Origin of the sequence: Cupriavidus necator N-1, assembly GCF_000219215.1 — a bacterium.
Lineage (GTDB): Bacteria > Pseudomonadota > Gammaproteobacteria > Burkholderiales > Burkholderiaceae > Cupriavidus > Cupriavidus necator.
In genome coordinates, this window is the sequence record NC_015723.1 from 1,856,168 (window position 1) to 1,871,087 (window position 14,920).

A 14,920-nucleotide genomic window follows, 5' to 3' on the forward strand; every position below is an offset into this window, starting at 1 on the left:
CCAACCGCCCCTGTTTCATGCCCGCTTCTCCGGGCGCATGGTCCGGGGCATGCCCGACCATGCGCACCGATAGCCTGCGCCGCCCAGCTCCGATGCCAGCGCCGACAGCGTCATGGCAGCCAGTATCAGCAATCTGCGCATTGCGCCCCTCATGCGTCAGCGCCTGTCAACATCGAGCACCGCCTGCGCAAACGCGGTGGGCGCTTCCTGCGGCGGGTTGTGGCCGATCCCGCCCGTCAGGTTCCGGTGCTCGTAGCGGCCCGTGAACTTGCTGGCATAGGCGCTGGGTTCGGGGTGCGGCGCGCCGTTGGCATCGCCTTCCATGGTGATGGTGGGCACGCCGATGGTGGGGGCCGTGGCGAGCCGCTTCTCGAAGTCGTCGAACCTGGCTTCGCCGCTGGCCAACCCCTGCCGCCAGCGGTAGTTGTGGATGGTGATTTCCACGTGGTCGGGATTGTCGAAGGCGGCGGCGCTGCGATTGAACGTCGCATCATCGAACTGCCATTGCGGCGATGCCAGTTTCCAGATCAGCCTGGCGAACTGGTGCGTGTACTTCTGATAGCCGGCGCGGCCCCGATCGGTGGAGAAATAGAACTGGTACCACCACTGGAGCTCGGCCTCAGGCGGTAGCGGCTGCTTGCCGGCTGCCTGGCTGCCGATCAGGTAGCCGCTGACCGAAACCAACCCCCTGCAGCGGTCCGGCCAGATCGCCGCCATGATGTCGGCGGTGCGTGCGCCCCAGTCAAAGCCGGCCACTACGGCGTTGCGGATATTCAGCGCGTCCATCAGCGCGATCATGTCGGCGGCGATTGCCACGGGCTGGCCGTTGCGCATGGTGTCGGCAGACAGGAAGGACGTCGAGCCAAAGCCACGCAGGTGGGGAATGATCACCCGATAGCCGCGGGCCGCCAGCAGGGGTGCCACGTCGACAAAGCTGTGGATGTCGTAGGGCCAGCCGTGCAGCAGCAGCGCGACGGGCCCTGTGGCAGGGCCGGCCTCGGCGTAGCCGATATTCAGCACGCCGGCGTTGACGTGCTTGACCGGCGCGAAGCTGGCATGGGTGCCCGGCGTGGTCAAGGGCAGCGGCGGCGCCTTCGACACACCGGTTTGCGCGCGGGCGGCCTGCGGCAGCCCGAACGGCGCGGTGGCCAGCGTCGCTGCCGCTGCTCCCAGAAAGCCTCGACGAGGTAGATCGACTGTCTTCGACATTTGCTTCTCCTGTTTGCGTGATCAATGTGAGCACGAGTCTAGGAGGCCATGGCAAGCGGAATGTGTCGGATTTCAGGGAATTTGTATCGCTGTGTATGTATCCGCGATGGCGACATACGTGGATACAAAGCAGCCCGGCTGACGGACTGGCACGCCAGTCAAGCGGACTCTCCCTGCGGCACGCCTTGCGGCATTGGCCTGTTGCCCTTATCTGGAAGATTGCAATAAGCATTAGCTGCGCGAGCGCACGCCACACCGTTGTCGCGCGGGCGCTCCCCCGCATACGCCACCGTAGCGCTCGCCGCGATCAGCGCGACAGCCAGGTACCGCTTGCACAGACTGATTTTCATGGCATTTCCGCCCTCAATGCGCGTCTGCCGACGGCCCCTTCGGCGCTCCAACCTTGCGCATCAGCGGCACCATGGCGGTGGCGATCGCGAAGCAGACCAGGATCAGCAGGAAGATGTCGCCAAAGGTCTGGGTCTGCGCCTCGCGCCAGGCCAGCCCCCACAATTGCCTGAGGGCCGCGGTCTGCGCATCGAGGGCATCGTGCCCGACCGCGACGAACTGGTCGCTGATCCCTTGCAACACGTTGCCCATGGCTTCATTGCGGATGTTCAGGTGCTCTGCCTCGCGCAGGAAGTGCATATTGCCGCGGTTGTTGAGCGCGGTCGCGCAGGCCGCGATTCCGATGGCCCCACCCAGGTTGCGCATCAGGTTGAACAGCCCGGACGCAAGCTTGAGCCGCGCCGGCGGCAGGCTGCCCAGGGTCAGTGTCACGGTGGGCGCCACCGCGAACTGCTGGGCCATGCCGCGCAGCGCCTGCGGCAGCAACAGTTGTGCCGCGCCCCAGTCGTGCGTGATGGGCGCGAAGTGCCACATCGACACCGCGAACAGCCCCAGGCCGATCATCATCAGCCAGCGCAGGTCGACCCGGTTGGCCAGGAAGGCATAGAGCGGGATCGACGCCATCTGGAACACGCCGGTCGAAAACACCGCCAGCCCGATATCGAGCGCGCTGAAGCCGCGCACGCGCCCCAGGAACAGCGGGGTCAGGTAGATGGTGGCAAAGATGCCGATGCCGGTGACAAAGGAGAAGAAGCAGCCGAGCGCGAAGTTCCGGTCCTTGAGCGCGCGCAGGTCCACCACGGGGTTGGCATAGGTCAGCGTGCGCCAGATGAAGCCCACGCCCGACAGGCCGGCGATCCAGGCGGTGGCCAGGATCACGTCGTCGCCGAACCAGTCCCAGCGCGGCCCTTCTTCCAGCGTGTATTCGAGGCAGCCCAGGAACAGCGCCATCAGGCCCATGCCCAGGTAGTCGGCACCGCGCACCAGCGACCAGTCGGGCCGGTCGACCTTGACCAGCAGCGGCACGGCAATGGTGACGAAGATGCCCGGCACCAGGTTGATGAAGAACAGCCAGTGCCAGGAATAATGATCGGTGATCCAGCCGCCGATGGTGGGCCCCAGCGTCGGCGCCAGCGAGGCCAGCCCGCCGACCGTGGCGGCGGCGATGACACGCTGGGGGCCGACGAAGAAGGCAAAGGCCGTGGTGAACACCATCGGAATCATCGAGCCGCCCAGGAAACCCTGCAGCGCCCGGAACACGATCATGCTGTTGATGTCCCACGCCACCCCGCACAGCAGGCTGGTTATCGTGAAGCCCGCCGCGGAGGCAGCGAACAGCCAGCGTGTCGACATCACGCGCGACAGCCAGCCGGACAAGGGAATGACGATGATCTCGGCGATCAGGTAGCTGGTCTGCACCCACACGGTTTCATCGGCGCCGGCCGAGAGCGCGCCGCCGATATCACGCAACGAGGCGGAAACGATCTGGATATCCAGCAAGGCGATGAACATGCCCACGCACATCGTGCTGAAGGCGAACACCTTGGCGGCGGTGGACATCGCGTCCGGCGTCACCGCCACGGCGGACGCAGGGGTGGTCAGGGTGGCCGTGGTCATCACTGCACCTGCTTGCCGGGCTGCGTGTTGACCTGGGCGATAACCGACAGCCCCGGGCGCAGGACGCCAAGCCGGGCGTCCTGCTCGTCCAGGCGGATCCGCACCGGCACGCGCTGGACGATCTTGGTGAAGTTGCCGGTGGCATTCTCCGGCGGCAACACGCTGAACTGCGCACCGGTGGCCGGCGCCAGGCTGGCGACGTGGCCATGGAAGACCCGCCCCGGCAGCACATCGGCTTCAATTTCTACCGGCATGCCGGGGCGCATGTGCGCCAGTTGCCCTTCCTTGAAGTTGGCGTCCACCCACAGCCCGCTAGCCGGCACGATGGACAGCAGCTGGCTGCCGGCACCAGCAAAGGCGCCGACGCGGGCGCGCCGGTTGCCCACGGTGCCGTCCACGGGCGCGCGCAGTTCCGTATAGCCAAGGTTCAGCTTCGCAATGTCGCGCTCGGCGGTCGCCTGCGCCAGCGACGCCTGCGCCTGCTGCTTCTGCGTGCCGATCACGTCCAGCTGGCGCTGCGCGGCCAGCAGCGCGGCACGCGCCTTCTCGCCATTGGCCTGGGCCTGCTTGTAGTCCGAGTCAGCCTTCTGCGAGCTCTGGATGGAGACAGCCGCCTTCGCCACCAGGCTGGCGTAGCGCACCTGGTCGTCGCGCGCCCTTAAGGTGTCTGCATTGGTGGCGGCGATGCCGGCCTTGGCCTGGGCGATGACCGCCTCCTGCAGGCGCGCGGTGGCATCCAGGTTTGCCAGCAGTGCCTGTTGCGCCGCCACGGCGCCTTCGGCCTTGGCCAGTGCAGCGCGGTAATCGCGGTCGTCGATACGCACCAGCACGTCGCCCGCGTGGACCGTCTGGTTGTCCGTCACCGCGACTTCCGCGATGTAGCCCCCGACCTTGGCGCCGATCACCGTGACATCGCCGCCGACGTAGGCGTCGTCGGTACGCTGCAGGTGGCGAGCCGATGTCCACCAGTGGTAGCCGTAGCCGATCGCGGCCAATCCGGCCACAACCAGCGCGCCGGTTGCCAGCAGCCGCTTGGGGCTGGCCTTGGATTTCGAAGCGGGAACGGGTTCGGTACCCGCCCGTTCAGTCAGCGTATTACTGGTCATGGCACTTCCTTTCTGCTTTCAGGACTTATCCCGCCTGCGAGGCGGCATGGGTGGAGGGTTCGGTAGGGTTCGGGAGAGTTCGGGTCAGGCTTCAGCCGAGCGGTCCAGCCGGCGCCGCAGGCCGTCGGTAGCCGCCGGCCCGGGGGCGATGTGGAAATCGGGGTCGGTGACAGGGCGGCCGCTGGCGGCATCGACCAGTACCGGCTCGACACGCTCGCCGGTGAGTCGGTTGGCCAGCTGCACGCTTTGGCCCTCGGGCGCGAGATGCTTGTTGGCCCAGGCCAGCATGGCCAGCAGGACCGAGCGGAAGTCATGGCCGCGCTCAGTCAGGATGTACTCGGAACGGGGCGGGCGGTGGCAGTAAGGGCGGCGCTCCAGCATGCCCTCCTCCACCAGCGAGTTCAAGCGGCGGGTCAGCATGTTGGGGGCGATGCCCAGGTTCTGCTGGAACTCATCAAAGCGCGTCACGCCGTAGAACGCTTCGCGCAGGATCAGGACGCTCCAGCTGTCCGCAACGCGGGCCACCGTGCGAGCGATGGGGCAAGGCATTTCAGCAAGCGGCTTTCTGTGCATGAGTGGCTTCCTCCGAAATTGGGGTTGCTATCAATTTGAAAGTTAGTCTAGAGTAGTAACTATCATCATGCAAGTTAGTTTTTGGCTTGTGCTTTATTCGTCGCTGTTGAAAGGTATCCGTCATGCCCCAAAGTCCATTCCGTCCCCCGCTCCGGCGCACCCGCGCCGGTATCGCCCACCTCCTGCCCACCCTGCTTGCGGCCAGCGCCGCGGCCACCCTGGTGGCCTGCGCGGCCGGCCCCGACTACCACATGCCGGCCTCGGACATGCCCGCGGCCTATCCGCACGCAGCGGCACTGGACGCCCGGGACGCGGCCCGGCCGGCACCGTCACTGGACAGCTGGTGGCTGGGCTTTGACGATCCCGCGCTGACGCGCGTGATCCAGCGCGCGCTGGAACAGAACCTCGACCTCGCGGCGGCGATTGCGCGGGTCGACCAGGCCCGCGCCGCGGCCAGCCACGCCGGCGCCGAACTGCTGCCGCAGGCATCGTTGTCCGGCAGCGTGGCCAGGCAGCGCCAGTCGCTGGAAGGGCCTTTGGGCAGCCTCGGCAAGAACGCGCCAGGCTTTGACCGCAACAAGACGGTGTACAGCGCTGGTGCGGGAGCAAGCTGGGAGATCGACGTGGCCGGCGGCCTGCGGCGCGGCGCCGAGGCCGCCAGCGCGGAGGCCCAGGCCGCGGAAGCCGAGCACATGGGCGTGCGCGTGCTGGTAGCCGCCGAAGCGGCCGATGCCTATTTCCGCGTGCGCGGCGCGCAGCAGCGCATCAACATCGCGCAACAGCAGGTGCGGACCAATGCAAAGCTGCTCGACCTGGTGCAGCTGCGGCTGGCCGATGGCATCGGCGCGGAGCGGGAACGGGCCCAGGCGGAAGCACAGCTGGCACAGACCCGCGTGACCATCCCGCCGCTGCAGATCGAGCTGGAGACACAACTGAACCGGCTGGATGTATTGATGGGCGCGCATCCGGGCACCTATGCCGCCGAACTCCTGACGCCGACCGAGCGCACCGCCGTGCCGCAGATCGCCGTGGCGCAAGGTCCGGCCAACCTGCTGCAACGCCGCCCGGACGTGATTGCCGCGGAGCGCCGGCTGGCGGCATCCAGTGCCCGCATCGGCGTGGCCACTGCCGAGTACTACCCGAAGCTGTCGCTGTCAGCGCTGCTCGGCTTCGAGAGCCTCTCCGCCGGCAAGCTGTTCACCGCATCCGCCTTCCAGCCCGCCGCGATCGCGGGACTGCGCTGGCGGCTGTTCGACTTCGGCCGGGTCGACGCCGAAGTGGCGCAGGCCAAGGGCGCCAACGCCGAAGCCCTGGCCACCTACCGCAAGGCCATGCTGCGCGCCACCGAGGACGTGGAGAACGCGATCATTACGCTGACCCAGCTGGAGTTGCAGGGCAAGGAGCTGACCGTGGAAGTGGCTGCCCACGCGCGCTCGCGCGGCGCCGCCGAGGACGCCTACAAGGGCGGCGCGGTCAGCCTGTTCGAAGTGCTGGAGGAAGACCGCCTGCTGCTGGCCGCGCGCGACCAGCAGGCACGTGTGGGCGCCGACAATGCCCGCGCGGCGGTGGCAACGTTCCGTGCGCTGGGGGGCGGCTGGTAACGTGGCGGGCAGCGGCTCAACCCACCCTGAGCCGCGCCTCCAGGCCACCGCCCTCGCGATTGCGCAGCGTCAGCGAGCCGCCGATCGCCAGCGCAAGCTGGTGCGCAATCGCCAGGCCCAGGCCGGTGCCGCCGGTCTCCCGGTTGCGCGATGCCTCAAGCCGGACAAACGGCTGCAGCACGGACTCGAGCTGCTCAGCCGGGATGCCGGGCCCGCGGTCGAGCACGCTGATGGTCACCGCGCCGCCGTCCTCGCGGTGCACGCTCAGCTCCGCCGCCCCGCCGAACTTGAGGGCGTTGTCGGTCAGGTTGGTCAGGATGCGGCGCAAGGCGTGCGGGCGCGTCTCGAGGGTGCCGCCGGCACGCTGCAGGATGCTGACGGCCTTGCCGGTGTCCTGGTAGTCGTAGACCAGGCTCTCGACGAACGAGCCGATGTCGATCCGCGACGGCGTCTCGCCATCGCCATGCATGGCGCGCGCGTAGGCCAGCCCCTCCTTCACCAGCGTCTCGATCTCGGTGAGGTCTTGCACCAGCTTGCGCTTGTCTTCAGAGTCCTCCGTCATTTCGGCGCGCAGCTTCATCCGCGTGATCGGCGTCTGCAGGTCGTGGGAGATCGCGGCCAGGATCTGCACGCGCTCTTCGACAAAGCGGGCAATACGCTCGCGCATGGCATTGAATGCGCGCGCGGCACGCACCAGTTCGGTGGGCCCGGTCTCGCCCAGCGGCTGGGTCCTGGCATTCGGGTCGAGCGCGTCGGCGGCATTGGCCAGCGCCACCAGCGGGCGGATCGCCAGGCGCACGGCAAGCCAGCAGCACAGGACCAGCAGCAGCAACTGGATCCCCAGCACATAAGGCAGCCATTGCGCCACCGGCGTCGGCTTAGGATGCACGTCGATGGTCAGCGGGCTGCCATCGCTGAGGGTCAGGTGGGCCTGCATGCGCTTGCCCTGGCCGGGGATGGACTCGACCCTGACCGCGAAGCGGCCGCCGCTCGCTTCCATGATCCGGTTGGCAACTTCCGTGGCCTGCGCGGACATCTCCGGCACGCCTGGCAGGCCCGGCCCCAGGATGTATTGGTAGGCGCCGCGATTCACGTGGCGCAGCCACTGCGGGCGCTCCGCCGCGGGCAGGCGGTCCAGGATGGCGATCGAGGTGGAGACGTCGGTCTCCAGGGTGCCGAGCATGACCTTGCGCGCGGTGATGTAGCGCTCGGCAAACAGGACGCCGAACGACAGGCCATGGGCGACGATAAGCCCGGCCAGCAGGATCAGGAACAGCCGCGAGCCCATCGTACGGGGCCAGGGCAAGCCACGGAGATTCACTGGCGTGCCTCCCGGATCTCCACGGGCGTCGAGAAGACATAGCCCTCGCTGCGCACGGTCTTGATGTAGCGGGGCTCGCGCGCATCGTCCCTGAGGTGCTGGCGCAAGCGGCTGACCAGCAGGTCGATCGAGCGCTCGAACATTTCCGCTTCGCGGCCCTGCGTGAGGCTGAGCAGCTGGTCGCGGTTGAGCACGCGCTGGGGATGGTCGACAAAGACGCGCAGCAGCCGGTATTCCGCGCCGCTCAGCGCGACGATGACGCCATCCTGGTCAATCAGGTGGCGCGCGGTGGTGTCCAGCTGCCAGTCGCCAAAAGCAAGCAGCTGCCCGGCCTCGGTGATCTGCAGGTTGGGCGGAAGCATCCGGGTCCGCCGCAGCACCGCCTTGATGCGGGCCAGCAGCTCGCGTGCGGCGAAAGGCTTGGCAAGGTAGTCGTCGGCGCCCATTTCCAGGCCGACGATGCGGTCGGTCTCGTCGCTGCGCGCGGTCAGCATCAGCACCGGGGTGGCCTTGTGCTTGCCCGCCCGCAGTTCACGGCACAGCACCAGGCCATCGTCGCCCGGCATCATTACATCGAGCACGATCAGGTCGACGCTGTTGACGTCCAGGAACGACCGCATGTGCCGCCCGTCAGGCACCACGGTAACGCGCAAGCCGTTCTTGGTGAGGTAGGTTGAGACCAGTTCACGGATTTCGCGGTCGTCATCCACGATCAGGATGTGGTCGGTGTGTGCGTCCATCGGCGTCACCTTGGCAGATTGATTGAAAAACCGCCAGGCGCGGCGCCGGGCACCGAAAGATTAACGCAATACGGCGCGACGGGTATTCCCCCGTCGCGCCGCCGGGAACCACCCGCGGTGCGCCGGCGCGCGCCGCGGGGGGTGTCCGCTCAATGCCCTGCGCTCTGGCCGCCGTCTACATGCAGGATCTCGCCCGTGACGAACGGCGCGTTGTCGAGATACAGGACAGCATCGACGATATCGCGCATCTCGCCCATACGCCCCACCGGGTGCAGCGCGCTCAGCCCCGCATGGGTTTCGGGCGGATGCATCGGCGACTTGATGATGCCGGGCGAGACAGCATTCGCGCGGATGCCGGTCCTGGCGTACTCGATCGCCAGCGACTTGGTCGCGGCGTTCAGGCCACCCTTGGTCAGCGAGGCCAGCACCGACGGCACCCCGCTGATCGCATGGTCAACCAGGCTGGTCGTGATGCTGACCACGTGGCCACTGCGGTGCTTCTCCATTTCGGCGATGGCCAGCTGCGTGATATGGAAGAAGCCCGTCAGGTTGATGCCGGTGGCGGCCGCGTAGTCCTCATCGGTATAGCTGGTGAACGGCTTGGCGATGAAGATGCCGGCGTTGTTGACCAGGGTGTCGATGCGCCCGAACCTTGCCACGGCCTCGGCGATGACGCGGCGCGCCGTGGACGGATCAGCGATATCGCCGGCGACTGCCAGGATGTCCTGGTCGTCCGACGGCTTGATGGTGCGCGCGGTGGCGACAACGCGATGGCCGCGTTCCCGGAACGCCTTGACCAGTTCAGCGCCAATGCCTTGCGATGCGCCCGTGATGACAACGACTTTCTGTGCTGCGCTCATTTTCTTGAACCTCGATGTAGATTGAATCGGCTTGCTTGCCGATCGGGCCGGCGGCTCCGATGGGTTCCAATCTAGGCAATTCGCTTGCGCATTCGAAGACCCTGGCGGCACAAACAGTCTTGCGCCACAAGCACAAATAGAGCGGGACGATTCCTCCGGCGGGAATGGCGTGCGCAGCCTCGCGGTCACTTCGGCGCCGGCCACGGCCCGGACATCGACTTCCGCCAGTGGCGCACATATGATGGATACATCGCTTGATCCGGTGCGAGAAATGAAACGGCAATTCGATGACCTTCAGCTTGGCAGCATCGAGCTGTTCTGCCTGGCCGCGGAGCTGGGCAGCTTCACCGCGGCGGCAGTGGCCGCGGGCGTGACGCCGCCCGCAGTCAGCCGCACTGTACAAAGGCTGGAGGAGCGCCTGGGGGTGCGGCTGTTCGTGCGGACCACGCGGCAGATCCGCCTGACCGACGAAGGACGGGTGTATTTCGAGCAGAGCCGCGGCGCACTGGCGCAGTTGGTGGACGCGGAGCGGCAGATCAGCGGCCAGCAATCTGCCCCTGCGGGGCGGCTGCGGATCAGCCTGCCGACCCCTTACGCGCACTATCGCGTGCTGCCAGTGCTGCCGGCATTCCGCGAGCGCTACCCCGAAGTCGAGATCGACGTGCACATCAGCAACCGCAATGTGGACTTCGCCGATGACACCTATGACCTGTCGGTGCGCGGGCGTGCGCCGGATGATTCGAACCTGATCGCGCGCAAGCTGGAAGACGCTGAGCTGGTGGTGGTGGCAACGCCTGGCTATCTGCGGCGTGCCGGCACGCCGCAGTCATTCGAGGACCTGCTCAGGCATGAGTGCATCCAGTTCGAGCGCCCTAGCAGCGGCCGGCGGATCCCATGGACGTTCCAGGTCAACGGCGAGGACGCGGATATCGTGACCGCCGGCTCATATGCGGCGTCAGAAGACATCCTGGGCGGGGCCACGCTGGTCCGCGCCGGCGCGGGCCTGTTCCAGACCTACCGCTTCGTGGTGGAACAGGACCTGCGCGACGGCACGCTGGTGGAAGTGCTGAAGGACTACGGCGGCAGTACGCGCCCCTTTGTGCTGCTATACCCGTCCGCGCGCCACGTCTCGCGCCGGGTACGGGCGTTCGTCGACTTCCTGGTCGAGAAGTTCTCAGCGTAACGGCTCACGCCGCGCTTAGAACCCATTTCATAATGAAGAAGGGGACGCGTTCAAGCCAGGCGCGGCGCAGGCTAGGCGCGGGCCGCCGGCCTTGGTCATTCCAAGGTCAAGGCCCGTAACGACGCATGCGCCGCGCCTGGCTTGAACCCGAAGGGAAGGCTGCTGCCGGGCCCCTTCTTCATTATGAAATGGGTTCTTATGCAGGCCGGATCTGGGCAATGACCACGAGGATCACGGCCGCATTCGCCGGCTGCTGGAAGTGCGAAGAAATGGTTCGCGCGTGGCCGGCCTTCTCTGCCAGCACCTCGCCAAACAGGTCGGAGGCACCGTCGAGCACCGCCGGCTGCCCGAACCAGCCGGGCGCGCTGGCGATGTGCCCGTCGACGCGGACGATGTGGTCCAGGCGCTCGAAGCCACCCAGATAGGCATGGATCTGCGCCAGCACGTTGAGCGCCGCCAGCTCGGCGGCACGCTTGCCCTGCCCGACATCCAGATCCTTGCCGACCTGGCCTTGCCAGACCACCTTGCCATCCTGCAAGGGCAACTGCCCGGAGATGAACAGCAGGTCGCCGGCCTGGCTGACCGCGGTATAGCTGCACAGGGGCTTTGGGGGCTGCGGCAGCACCAGGCCGCGCGCTGCGAGACGTTCTTGCACAGACATGCTGGCTCCAATCAGGTGAGGGTTACGCGACCAACTCTATGTGCGCGCCGGCCTGGGATAAAGGCATGGCGGGGAACAGGAATTGGTACATGAGGTAACAAGTCGGATGCCCGGCTTCCTTGCACGCCGCTGTACCGGCACGGCCGCCCCTACGCAGTCTGCAATTCATCGCCGCGCGCCATGCGCCGGATCGCCTGCGGCGGTTGGCCGAACGCCCGCAGGAACGCACGCCGCATGCGCTCGCGGTCACCGAAGCCGGTATCCCGCGCGACCACATCGATGGCATGGCGGCCGCTTTCCATCATCAGCCTGGCCGCCTCCACGCGCAGGTGCTCCACGGCCTTGGCGGGGGTCTGCCCGGTCTCGTCACGAAATGCGCGCGCGAACTGCCGCGGGCTCAGGTGCGCCGCATCCGCCAGTTGTTCCACCGAAAGTTCCTGTTGCAGGTTCTGCCGCGCGAAATCCAGCGCGGCACGAATGCGGTCCGAGCGCGGTTCCAGGTCCAGCAGTGCCGAGAACTGTGACTGCCCGCCGGCGCGCCGGTGATACACGACCAGCAACTTCGCCACATCGCGCGCAACCGCAGCGCCCGCGTCTTTCTCCACCAGCGCCAGCGCCAGGTCGATGCAGGCCGACATCCCGGCCGAGGTCCAGACCGGGCCATCGATGATGAAGATGCGGTCCTCTTCCACGCCGACGTTCGGGAAGCGCCGCCGCAACTGCTCGGCGTGGTACCAGTGCGTGGTGGCGCGGCGGCCATCGAGCACCCCGGCCTCGGCCAGGTTGAAGGCACCGGTGCAGGTGGCGCCGATGCGCCGCGAAGTCCGCGCCGCACGTTGCAGGAACTTCACCAGCGCGGGCGGCGTGGGCAGCACGTCGTTGTCTCCCACCACCAGCACGGTATCGAAGCGGCGCTTGCCGAACGGCTCGGTGCTGACGAAAAAGCCACCGGAACTCAATACGGGTCCGCCATGCTCGGACAGCAAGTGGACCTGGTACAGCGGCTCTCCAAGCGAGCGGTTGGCGAACTCCAGCACCGTCGAAACCGCGAGGTTCAGCACCTGGAAGCCGGGATAGAGGGCAAGGGCCACGTGATGCATGTCGGTCTCCTGAGGGCAGCAAAACAACATCTTGCCTTCGATGGCAGAAAAGGTGGCATCTATGACATTGATGTCATCGCCATTGTGCTCCTAATCTACGTTTCACGCGGCCGGCCGATCCAGCGCCGACCGCCACGAACATCCCCTCCCTCACTGATCTGGAGCTTTGACATGACCACGCACAACCATTCCGGCACCGCCCTCATCACCGGTGCTTCTTCGGGCATCGGCGCCATCTATGCGGACCGCCTGGCGCGCAGAGGCCACGACCTGATCCTGGTGGCACGCAACCGCGCGCGGCTGGAAGCACTGGCCCGCCGGATCACCGACGATACCGGCCGCTCGGTCGAGATCGTGACCGCGGACCTTGGCCAGGCAGCCGATGTACGACGCATCGAAGAGATCCTGCGCACGGATGCAAGCATCACCACGCTGGTCAACAACGCCGGCTTCGGCGGCGTTGCACCGCTGCTGGAATCCGATGTCGACACGATGCAGGCAATGATCGAGCTCAACGTCACGGCCCTGACCCGGCTCACCTACGCCGCCGCCCCGGCCTTCGTCGCGCGCGGCAAGGGCACGATCATCAATATCGCCTCGGTCGTGGCGGTCGCGCCTGAGATCCTGAACGGCGTCTACGGCGGCTCCAAGGCGTTTGTACTGGCCTTTAGCCAGTCGCTGCAACATGAGCTTGCCGGCAAGGGCGTGCGCATCCAGGCAGTCCTGCCGGGGGCCACCCGCACCGAGTTCTGGGACACCGCCGGCCAGCCGGTCGAGAACCTGCCGCAATCGATAGTCATGAGCGGCGACGACCTGGTCGACGCGGCCCTGGCAGGGTTGGACCAGGGCGAGGTGATGACCGTGCCGTCGTTGCCCGACGTGGCCGACTGGAACACGTTCGAGGCAGCACGCGCCGCGCTCGGCCCCAATCTTTCGCGTGACCAGCCCGCTGCCCGGTACGGCGTCGCGCGGTAACGGCCCATCCGCAGGCGGGGCGCGGCTTTTACGCCACGCCCCCTTCTGGCAACCCATGCCAGAACGCTCCTCCCGTGGCCCCGTTTGTACCGCTATGTATCAAGCGCAGGAATCGATACGTGCCCTGACAGAAACAGGGTCTCCACGCTATAGCGCAGATACACCGGTTTCCTTTAATGCATCTCGTGGACCGACGGCATGCGTCGACAAGACGATCCCGGCCGCGCAGTGCAACTCAGACCTCAAGGAAACCGACCATGACTACCCATCTCACCAAGCGCATTGTTCTCGCCCTCGCCCTGGCAGCTGCCGCCGCCGGCGCCCAGGCCGCCGGTCCCGGTGCGCGCGATCCGTTCAGCGAAGGCGCACGTTCCGTGCAGGACGCACGCAACGCATTCACCGACGGCGCCCGCGCCGTGCAGGACGCACGCGACCCGTACACCGAGGGCGCGCGCAATGTCGATCCGTACGACAAGGGTGAACGCATCCTGGCCGGGTGGGACCGCACGGGTCCGTCCGCCGATCCGGCGCGCAGCTTCGATCCCTACCAGGACGGCGCCCACGCCTGAGAGCCGGCATTGGCGTCGGCTATTCCGCTGCGCGCGGCGCTGCCGTGGAACCCCGCACGATCAGTTGCGGCGTCAGTTGCACGGTGACGGCATCGGAGGCTGGCTTGTCGATCTTCCTGAGCAGGAGGCGGGCAGCCTCCTCGCCCATTTCGTGGACGGCAATGCGCACGGTGGTCAGCGGCGGCGTCAGGGCGTCGGCGAAAGGCATGTCGTTGTGGCCCACGACCGAGACGTCCTCGGGGCAATGCATGCCGCGCTCGCGCAGGAAGTCGTAGCAGCCCATCGCCACCAGGTCATTGCCGGCGGCGATGGCGGTCATCTGCGGGAATGCCGCGAAGAGCTGCTCGCAAGCGATCCGGCCGGCTTCACGCGAATAGCTGGCGGCTTCCATGACTTGCCATTCGCCGCGGCGCAGGCGGTGGCGCTTTACCGCCTGAAGGAAGCCCTCGCGACGCAGGAAGCCGGTCGACAGCGAGGCTGGTCCCGCAATATGCCCGATGCGGCGGTGGCCCAGGCCGACCAGGTGGTCGACCGTCTGCCGCATCGCCAGCAGGTTGTCGCTCACCACGCAGGACACCCGGCCTGTGTCTTCGCCGCGGTTGACCGTGACCACGGGGATATGCTGCTTGAGGCAGTACGCGAGGATCGGATCGTCCCGTTCCGCGGTAGCGAGCACCAGTCCTTCGACTTGCCGGCCGATCATCTGGTCGATGACAAAACGCTGCCGGCTTTTGTCGGTACCGGCATTGACCACGATCGGCACGTAGCCTTGCTGCGCCAGCACGGATTCAATCCCGGCCAGGATCGGCGGAAACACCGGGTTGGAGATATCGGGCAGCACTACGCCCACCAGTCCGGAACGCTGGGTGCGCAGCCCCGCCGCGATGCGGTTGGGGCGGAAGCCGCGAGCCTCGGCAACCGCCAGGATGCGGGCCGCCACGTCCTCTGCCACCAGGTGCCGCGTGGCCGGGTTCATCACTCGCGAGACGGTCGAGTAATGCACGTCGATCTCGGCAGCCAGGTCTTTCAGGGTGAGGCGCTTGCGCTCGGGCATGAC

Annotated in this window: 16 protein-coding genes; 4 read left to right on the top strand and 12 right to left on the bottom strand. The window is 67.0% G+C overall.

Annotated elements, in window-relative coordinates; genetic code table 11:
- Positions 1 to 15: 15 nt before the first annotated feature.
- From CNE_RS26465 to CNE_RS26485, 6 genes are all read right to left on the bottom strand, one after another.
- Positions 16 to 141: a hypothetical protein gene (locus tag CNE_RS26465; protein WP_013953364.1), complete on the bottom strand. Its 126-nt coding sequence runs from the start codon at positions 139 to 141 to the stop codon at positions 16 to 18.
- A 15-nt stretch (positions 142 to 156) separates the two neighbouring features.
- Positions 157 to 1,209 (bottom strand): alpha/beta fold hydrolase, encoded by a 1,053-nt coding sequence (locus tag CNE_RS26470; RefSeq protein WP_013953365.1) that lies wholly within the window; start codon positions 1,207 to 1,209, stop codon positions 157 to 159.
- Between the two features lie 158 nt (positions 1,210 to 1,367).
- Positions 1,368 to 1,559, bottom strand: coding sequence for a hypothetical protein (locus tag CNE_RS41110; protein ID WP_148271669.1), 192 nt, complete (start codon positions 1,557 to 1,559; stop codon positions 1,368 to 1,370).
- A gap of 13 nt (positions 1,560 to 1,572) precedes the next feature.
- On the bottom strand, positions 1,573 to 3,174 hold the full coding sequence (locus CNE_RS26475) for a DHA2 family efflux MFS transporter permease subunit (protein WP_013953366.1): 1,602 nt from the start codon (positions 3,172 to 3,174) through the stop codon (positions 1,573 to 1,575).
- Complete coding sequence (locus CNE_RS26480; protein ID WP_013953367.1) at positions 3,174 to 4,280, bottom strand: HlyD family secretion protein; 1,107 nt, start codon at positions 4,278 to 4,280, stop codon at positions 3,174 to 3,176. The genes CNE_RS26475 and CNE_RS26480 overlap by 1 nt, the downstream gene beginning before the upstream one ends.
- Before the next feature lie 84 nt (positions 4,281 to 4,364).
- The gene (locus CNE_RS26485; RefSeq protein WP_013953368.1) at positions 4,365 to 4,853 is read right to left on the bottom strand and encodes a winged helix-turn-helix transcriptional regulator; all 489 of its coding nucleotides are present in this window, start codon (positions 4,851 to 4,853) and stop codon (positions 4,365 to 4,367) included.
- 122 nt (positions 4,854 to 4,975) lie between these two features.
- Here CNE_RS26485 and CNE_RS26490 point away from each other — a divergent pair, with 122 nt between their 5' ends.
- Positions 4,976 to 6,454, top strand: coding sequence for an efflux transporter outer membrane subunit (locus tag CNE_RS26490; RefSeq protein ID WP_013953369.1), 1,479 nt, complete (start codon positions 4,976 to 4,978; stop codon positions 6,452 to 6,454).
- Between the two features lie 16 nt (positions 6,455 to 6,470).
- On the opposite strand, the gene CNE_RS26495 is transcribed toward CNE_RS26490, so the two are convergent.
- From CNE_RS26495 to CNE_RS26505, 3 genes are all read right to left on the bottom strand, one after another.
- A complete protein-coding gene (locus tag CNE_RS26495) occupies positions 6,471 to 7,775 on the bottom strand; it encodes a sensor histidine kinase (protein ID WP_013953370.1) in 1,305 nt (434 codons plus the stop codon).
- Complete coding sequence (locus CNE_RS26500; protein ID WP_013953371.1) at positions 7,772 to 8,515, bottom strand: response regulator; 744 nt, start codon at positions 8,513 to 8,515, stop codon at positions 7,772 to 7,774. Before CNE_RS26500 ends, CNE_RS26495 begins: the two co-directional genes overlap by 4 nt.
- Positions 8,516 to 8,664: 149 nt before the next feature.
- Entirely contained in the window at positions 8,665 to 9,375 is a 711-nt protein-coding gene (locus CNE_RS26505) for an SDR family NAD(P)-dependent oxidoreductase (protein ID WP_013953372.1), read from the bottom strand.
- 271 nt (positions 9,376 to 9,646) lie between these two features.
- Between CNE_RS26505 and CNE_RS26510 the strand changes: the two genes are divergently transcribed.
- The gene (locus tag CNE_RS26510; RefSeq protein WP_013953373.1) at positions 9,647 to 10,558 is read left to right on the top strand and encodes a LysR family transcriptional regulator; all 912 of its coding nucleotides are present in this window, start codon (positions 9,647 to 9,649) and stop codon (positions 10,556 to 10,558) included.
- A gap of 196 nt (positions 10,559 to 10,754) precedes the next feature.
- On the opposite strand, the gene CNE_RS26515 is transcribed toward CNE_RS26510, so the two are convergent.
- Both CNE_RS26515 and CNE_RS26520 read right to left on the bottom strand, forming a co-directional pair.
- Positions 10,755 to 11,219 (bottom strand): RidA family protein, encoded by a 465-nt coding sequence (locus CNE_RS26515; protein WP_013953374.1) that lies wholly within the window; start codon positions 11,217 to 11,219, stop codon positions 10,755 to 10,757.
- Positions 11,220 to 11,368: 149 nt separating this feature from the next.
- The gene (locus tag CNE_RS26520) at positions 11,369 to 12,319 is read right to left on the bottom strand and encodes a GlxA family transcriptional regulator (protein WP_013953375.1); all 951 of its coding nucleotides are present in this window, start codon (positions 12,317 to 12,319) and stop codon (positions 11,369 to 11,371) included.
- A gap of 171 nt (positions 12,320 to 12,490) precedes the next feature.
- Here CNE_RS26520 and CNE_RS26525 point away from each other — a divergent pair, with 171 nt between their 5' ends.
- Together CNE_RS26525 and CNE_RS26530 are read left to right on the top strand one after the other, a co-directional pair.
- The gene (locus tag CNE_RS26525; protein WP_013953376.1) at positions 12,491 to 13,294 is read left to right on the top strand and encodes an SDR family NAD(P)-dependent oxidoreductase; all 804 of its coding nucleotides are present in this window, start codon (positions 12,491 to 12,493) and stop codon (positions 13,292 to 13,294) included.
- A gap of 257 nt (positions 13,295 to 13,551) precedes the next feature.
- On the top strand, positions 13,552 to 13,863 hold the full coding sequence (locus CNE_RS26530) for a hypothetical protein (RefSeq protein WP_013953377.1): 312 nt from the start codon (positions 13,552 to 13,554) through the stop codon (positions 13,861 to 13,863).
- 19 nt (positions 13,864 to 13,882) lie between these two features.
- Here the strand turns inward: CNE_RS26530 and CNE_RS26535 are convergent, their stop codons facing one another.
- Positions 13,883 to 14,917: a LacI family DNA-binding transcriptional regulator gene (locus tag CNE_RS26535; RefSeq protein ID WP_148271670.1), complete on the bottom strand. Its 1,035-nt coding sequence runs from the start codon at positions 14,915 to 14,917 to the stop codon at positions 13,883 to 13,885.
- Positions 14,918 to 14,920: the final 3 nt, after the last annotated feature.

Bases quoted from the DNA above. Each gene is read 5' to 3' on its own strand.
- CNE_RS26465 (WP_013953364.1), bottom strand. From the start codon at position 141: ATGCGCAGATTGCTGATACTGGCTGCCATGACGCTGTCGGCGCTGGCA.
- CNE_RS26470 (WP_013953365.1), bottom strand. From the start codon at position 1,209: ATGTCGAAGACAGTCGATCTACCTCGTCGAGGCTTTCTGGGAGCAGCG.
- CNE_RS41110 (WP_148271669.1), bottom strand. From the start codon at position 1,559: ATGAAAATCAGTCTGTGCAAGCGGTACCTGGCTGTCGCGCTGATCGCG.
- CNE_RS26475 (WP_013953366.1), bottom strand. From the start codon at position 3,174: ATGACCACGGCCACCCTGACCACCCCTGCGTCCGCCGTGGCGGTGACG.
- CNE_RS26480 (WP_013953367.1), bottom strand. From the start codon at position 4,280: ATGACCAGTAATACGCTGACTGAACGGGCGGGTACCGAACCCGTTCCC.
- CNE_RS26485 (WP_013953368.1), bottom strand. From the start codon at position 4,853: ATGCACAGAAAGCCGCTTGCTGAAATGCCTTGCCCCATCGCTCGCACG.
- CNE_RS26490 (WP_013953369.1), top strand. From the start codon at position 4,976: ATGCCCCAAAGTCCATTCCGTCCCCCGCTCCGGCGCACCCGCGCCGGT.
- CNE_RS26500 (WP_013953371.1), bottom strand. From the start codon at position 8,515: ATGGACGCACACACCGACCACATCCTGATCGTGGATGACGACCGCGAA.
- CNE_RS26505 (WP_013953372.1), bottom strand. From the start codon at position 9,375: ATGAGCGCAGCACAGAAAGTCGTTGTCATCACGGGCGCATCGCAAGGC.
- CNE_RS26510 (WP_013953373.1), top strand. From the start codon at position 9,647: ATGAAACGGCAATTCGATGACCTTCAGCTTGGCAGCATCGAGCTGTTC.
- CNE_RS26515 (WP_013953374.1), bottom strand. From the start codon at position 11,219: ATGTCTGTGCAAGAACGTCTCGCAGCGCGCGGCCTGGTGCTGCCGCAG.
- CNE_RS26520 (WP_013953375.1), bottom strand. From the start codon at position 12,319: ATGCATCACGTGGCCCTTGCCCTCTATCCCGGCTTCCAGGTGCTGAAC.
- CNE_RS26525 (WP_013953376.1), top strand. From the start codon at position 12,491: ATGACCACGCACAACCATTCCGGCACCGCCCTCATCACCGGTGCTTCT.
- CNE_RS26530 (WP_013953377.1), top strand. From the start codon at position 13,552: ATGACTACCCATCTCACCAAGCGCATTGTTCTCGCCCTCGCCCTGGCA.
- CNE_RS26535 (WP_148271670.1), bottom strand. From the start codon at position 14,917: ATGCCCGAGCGCAAGCGCCTCACCCTGAAAGACCTGGCTGCCGAGATC.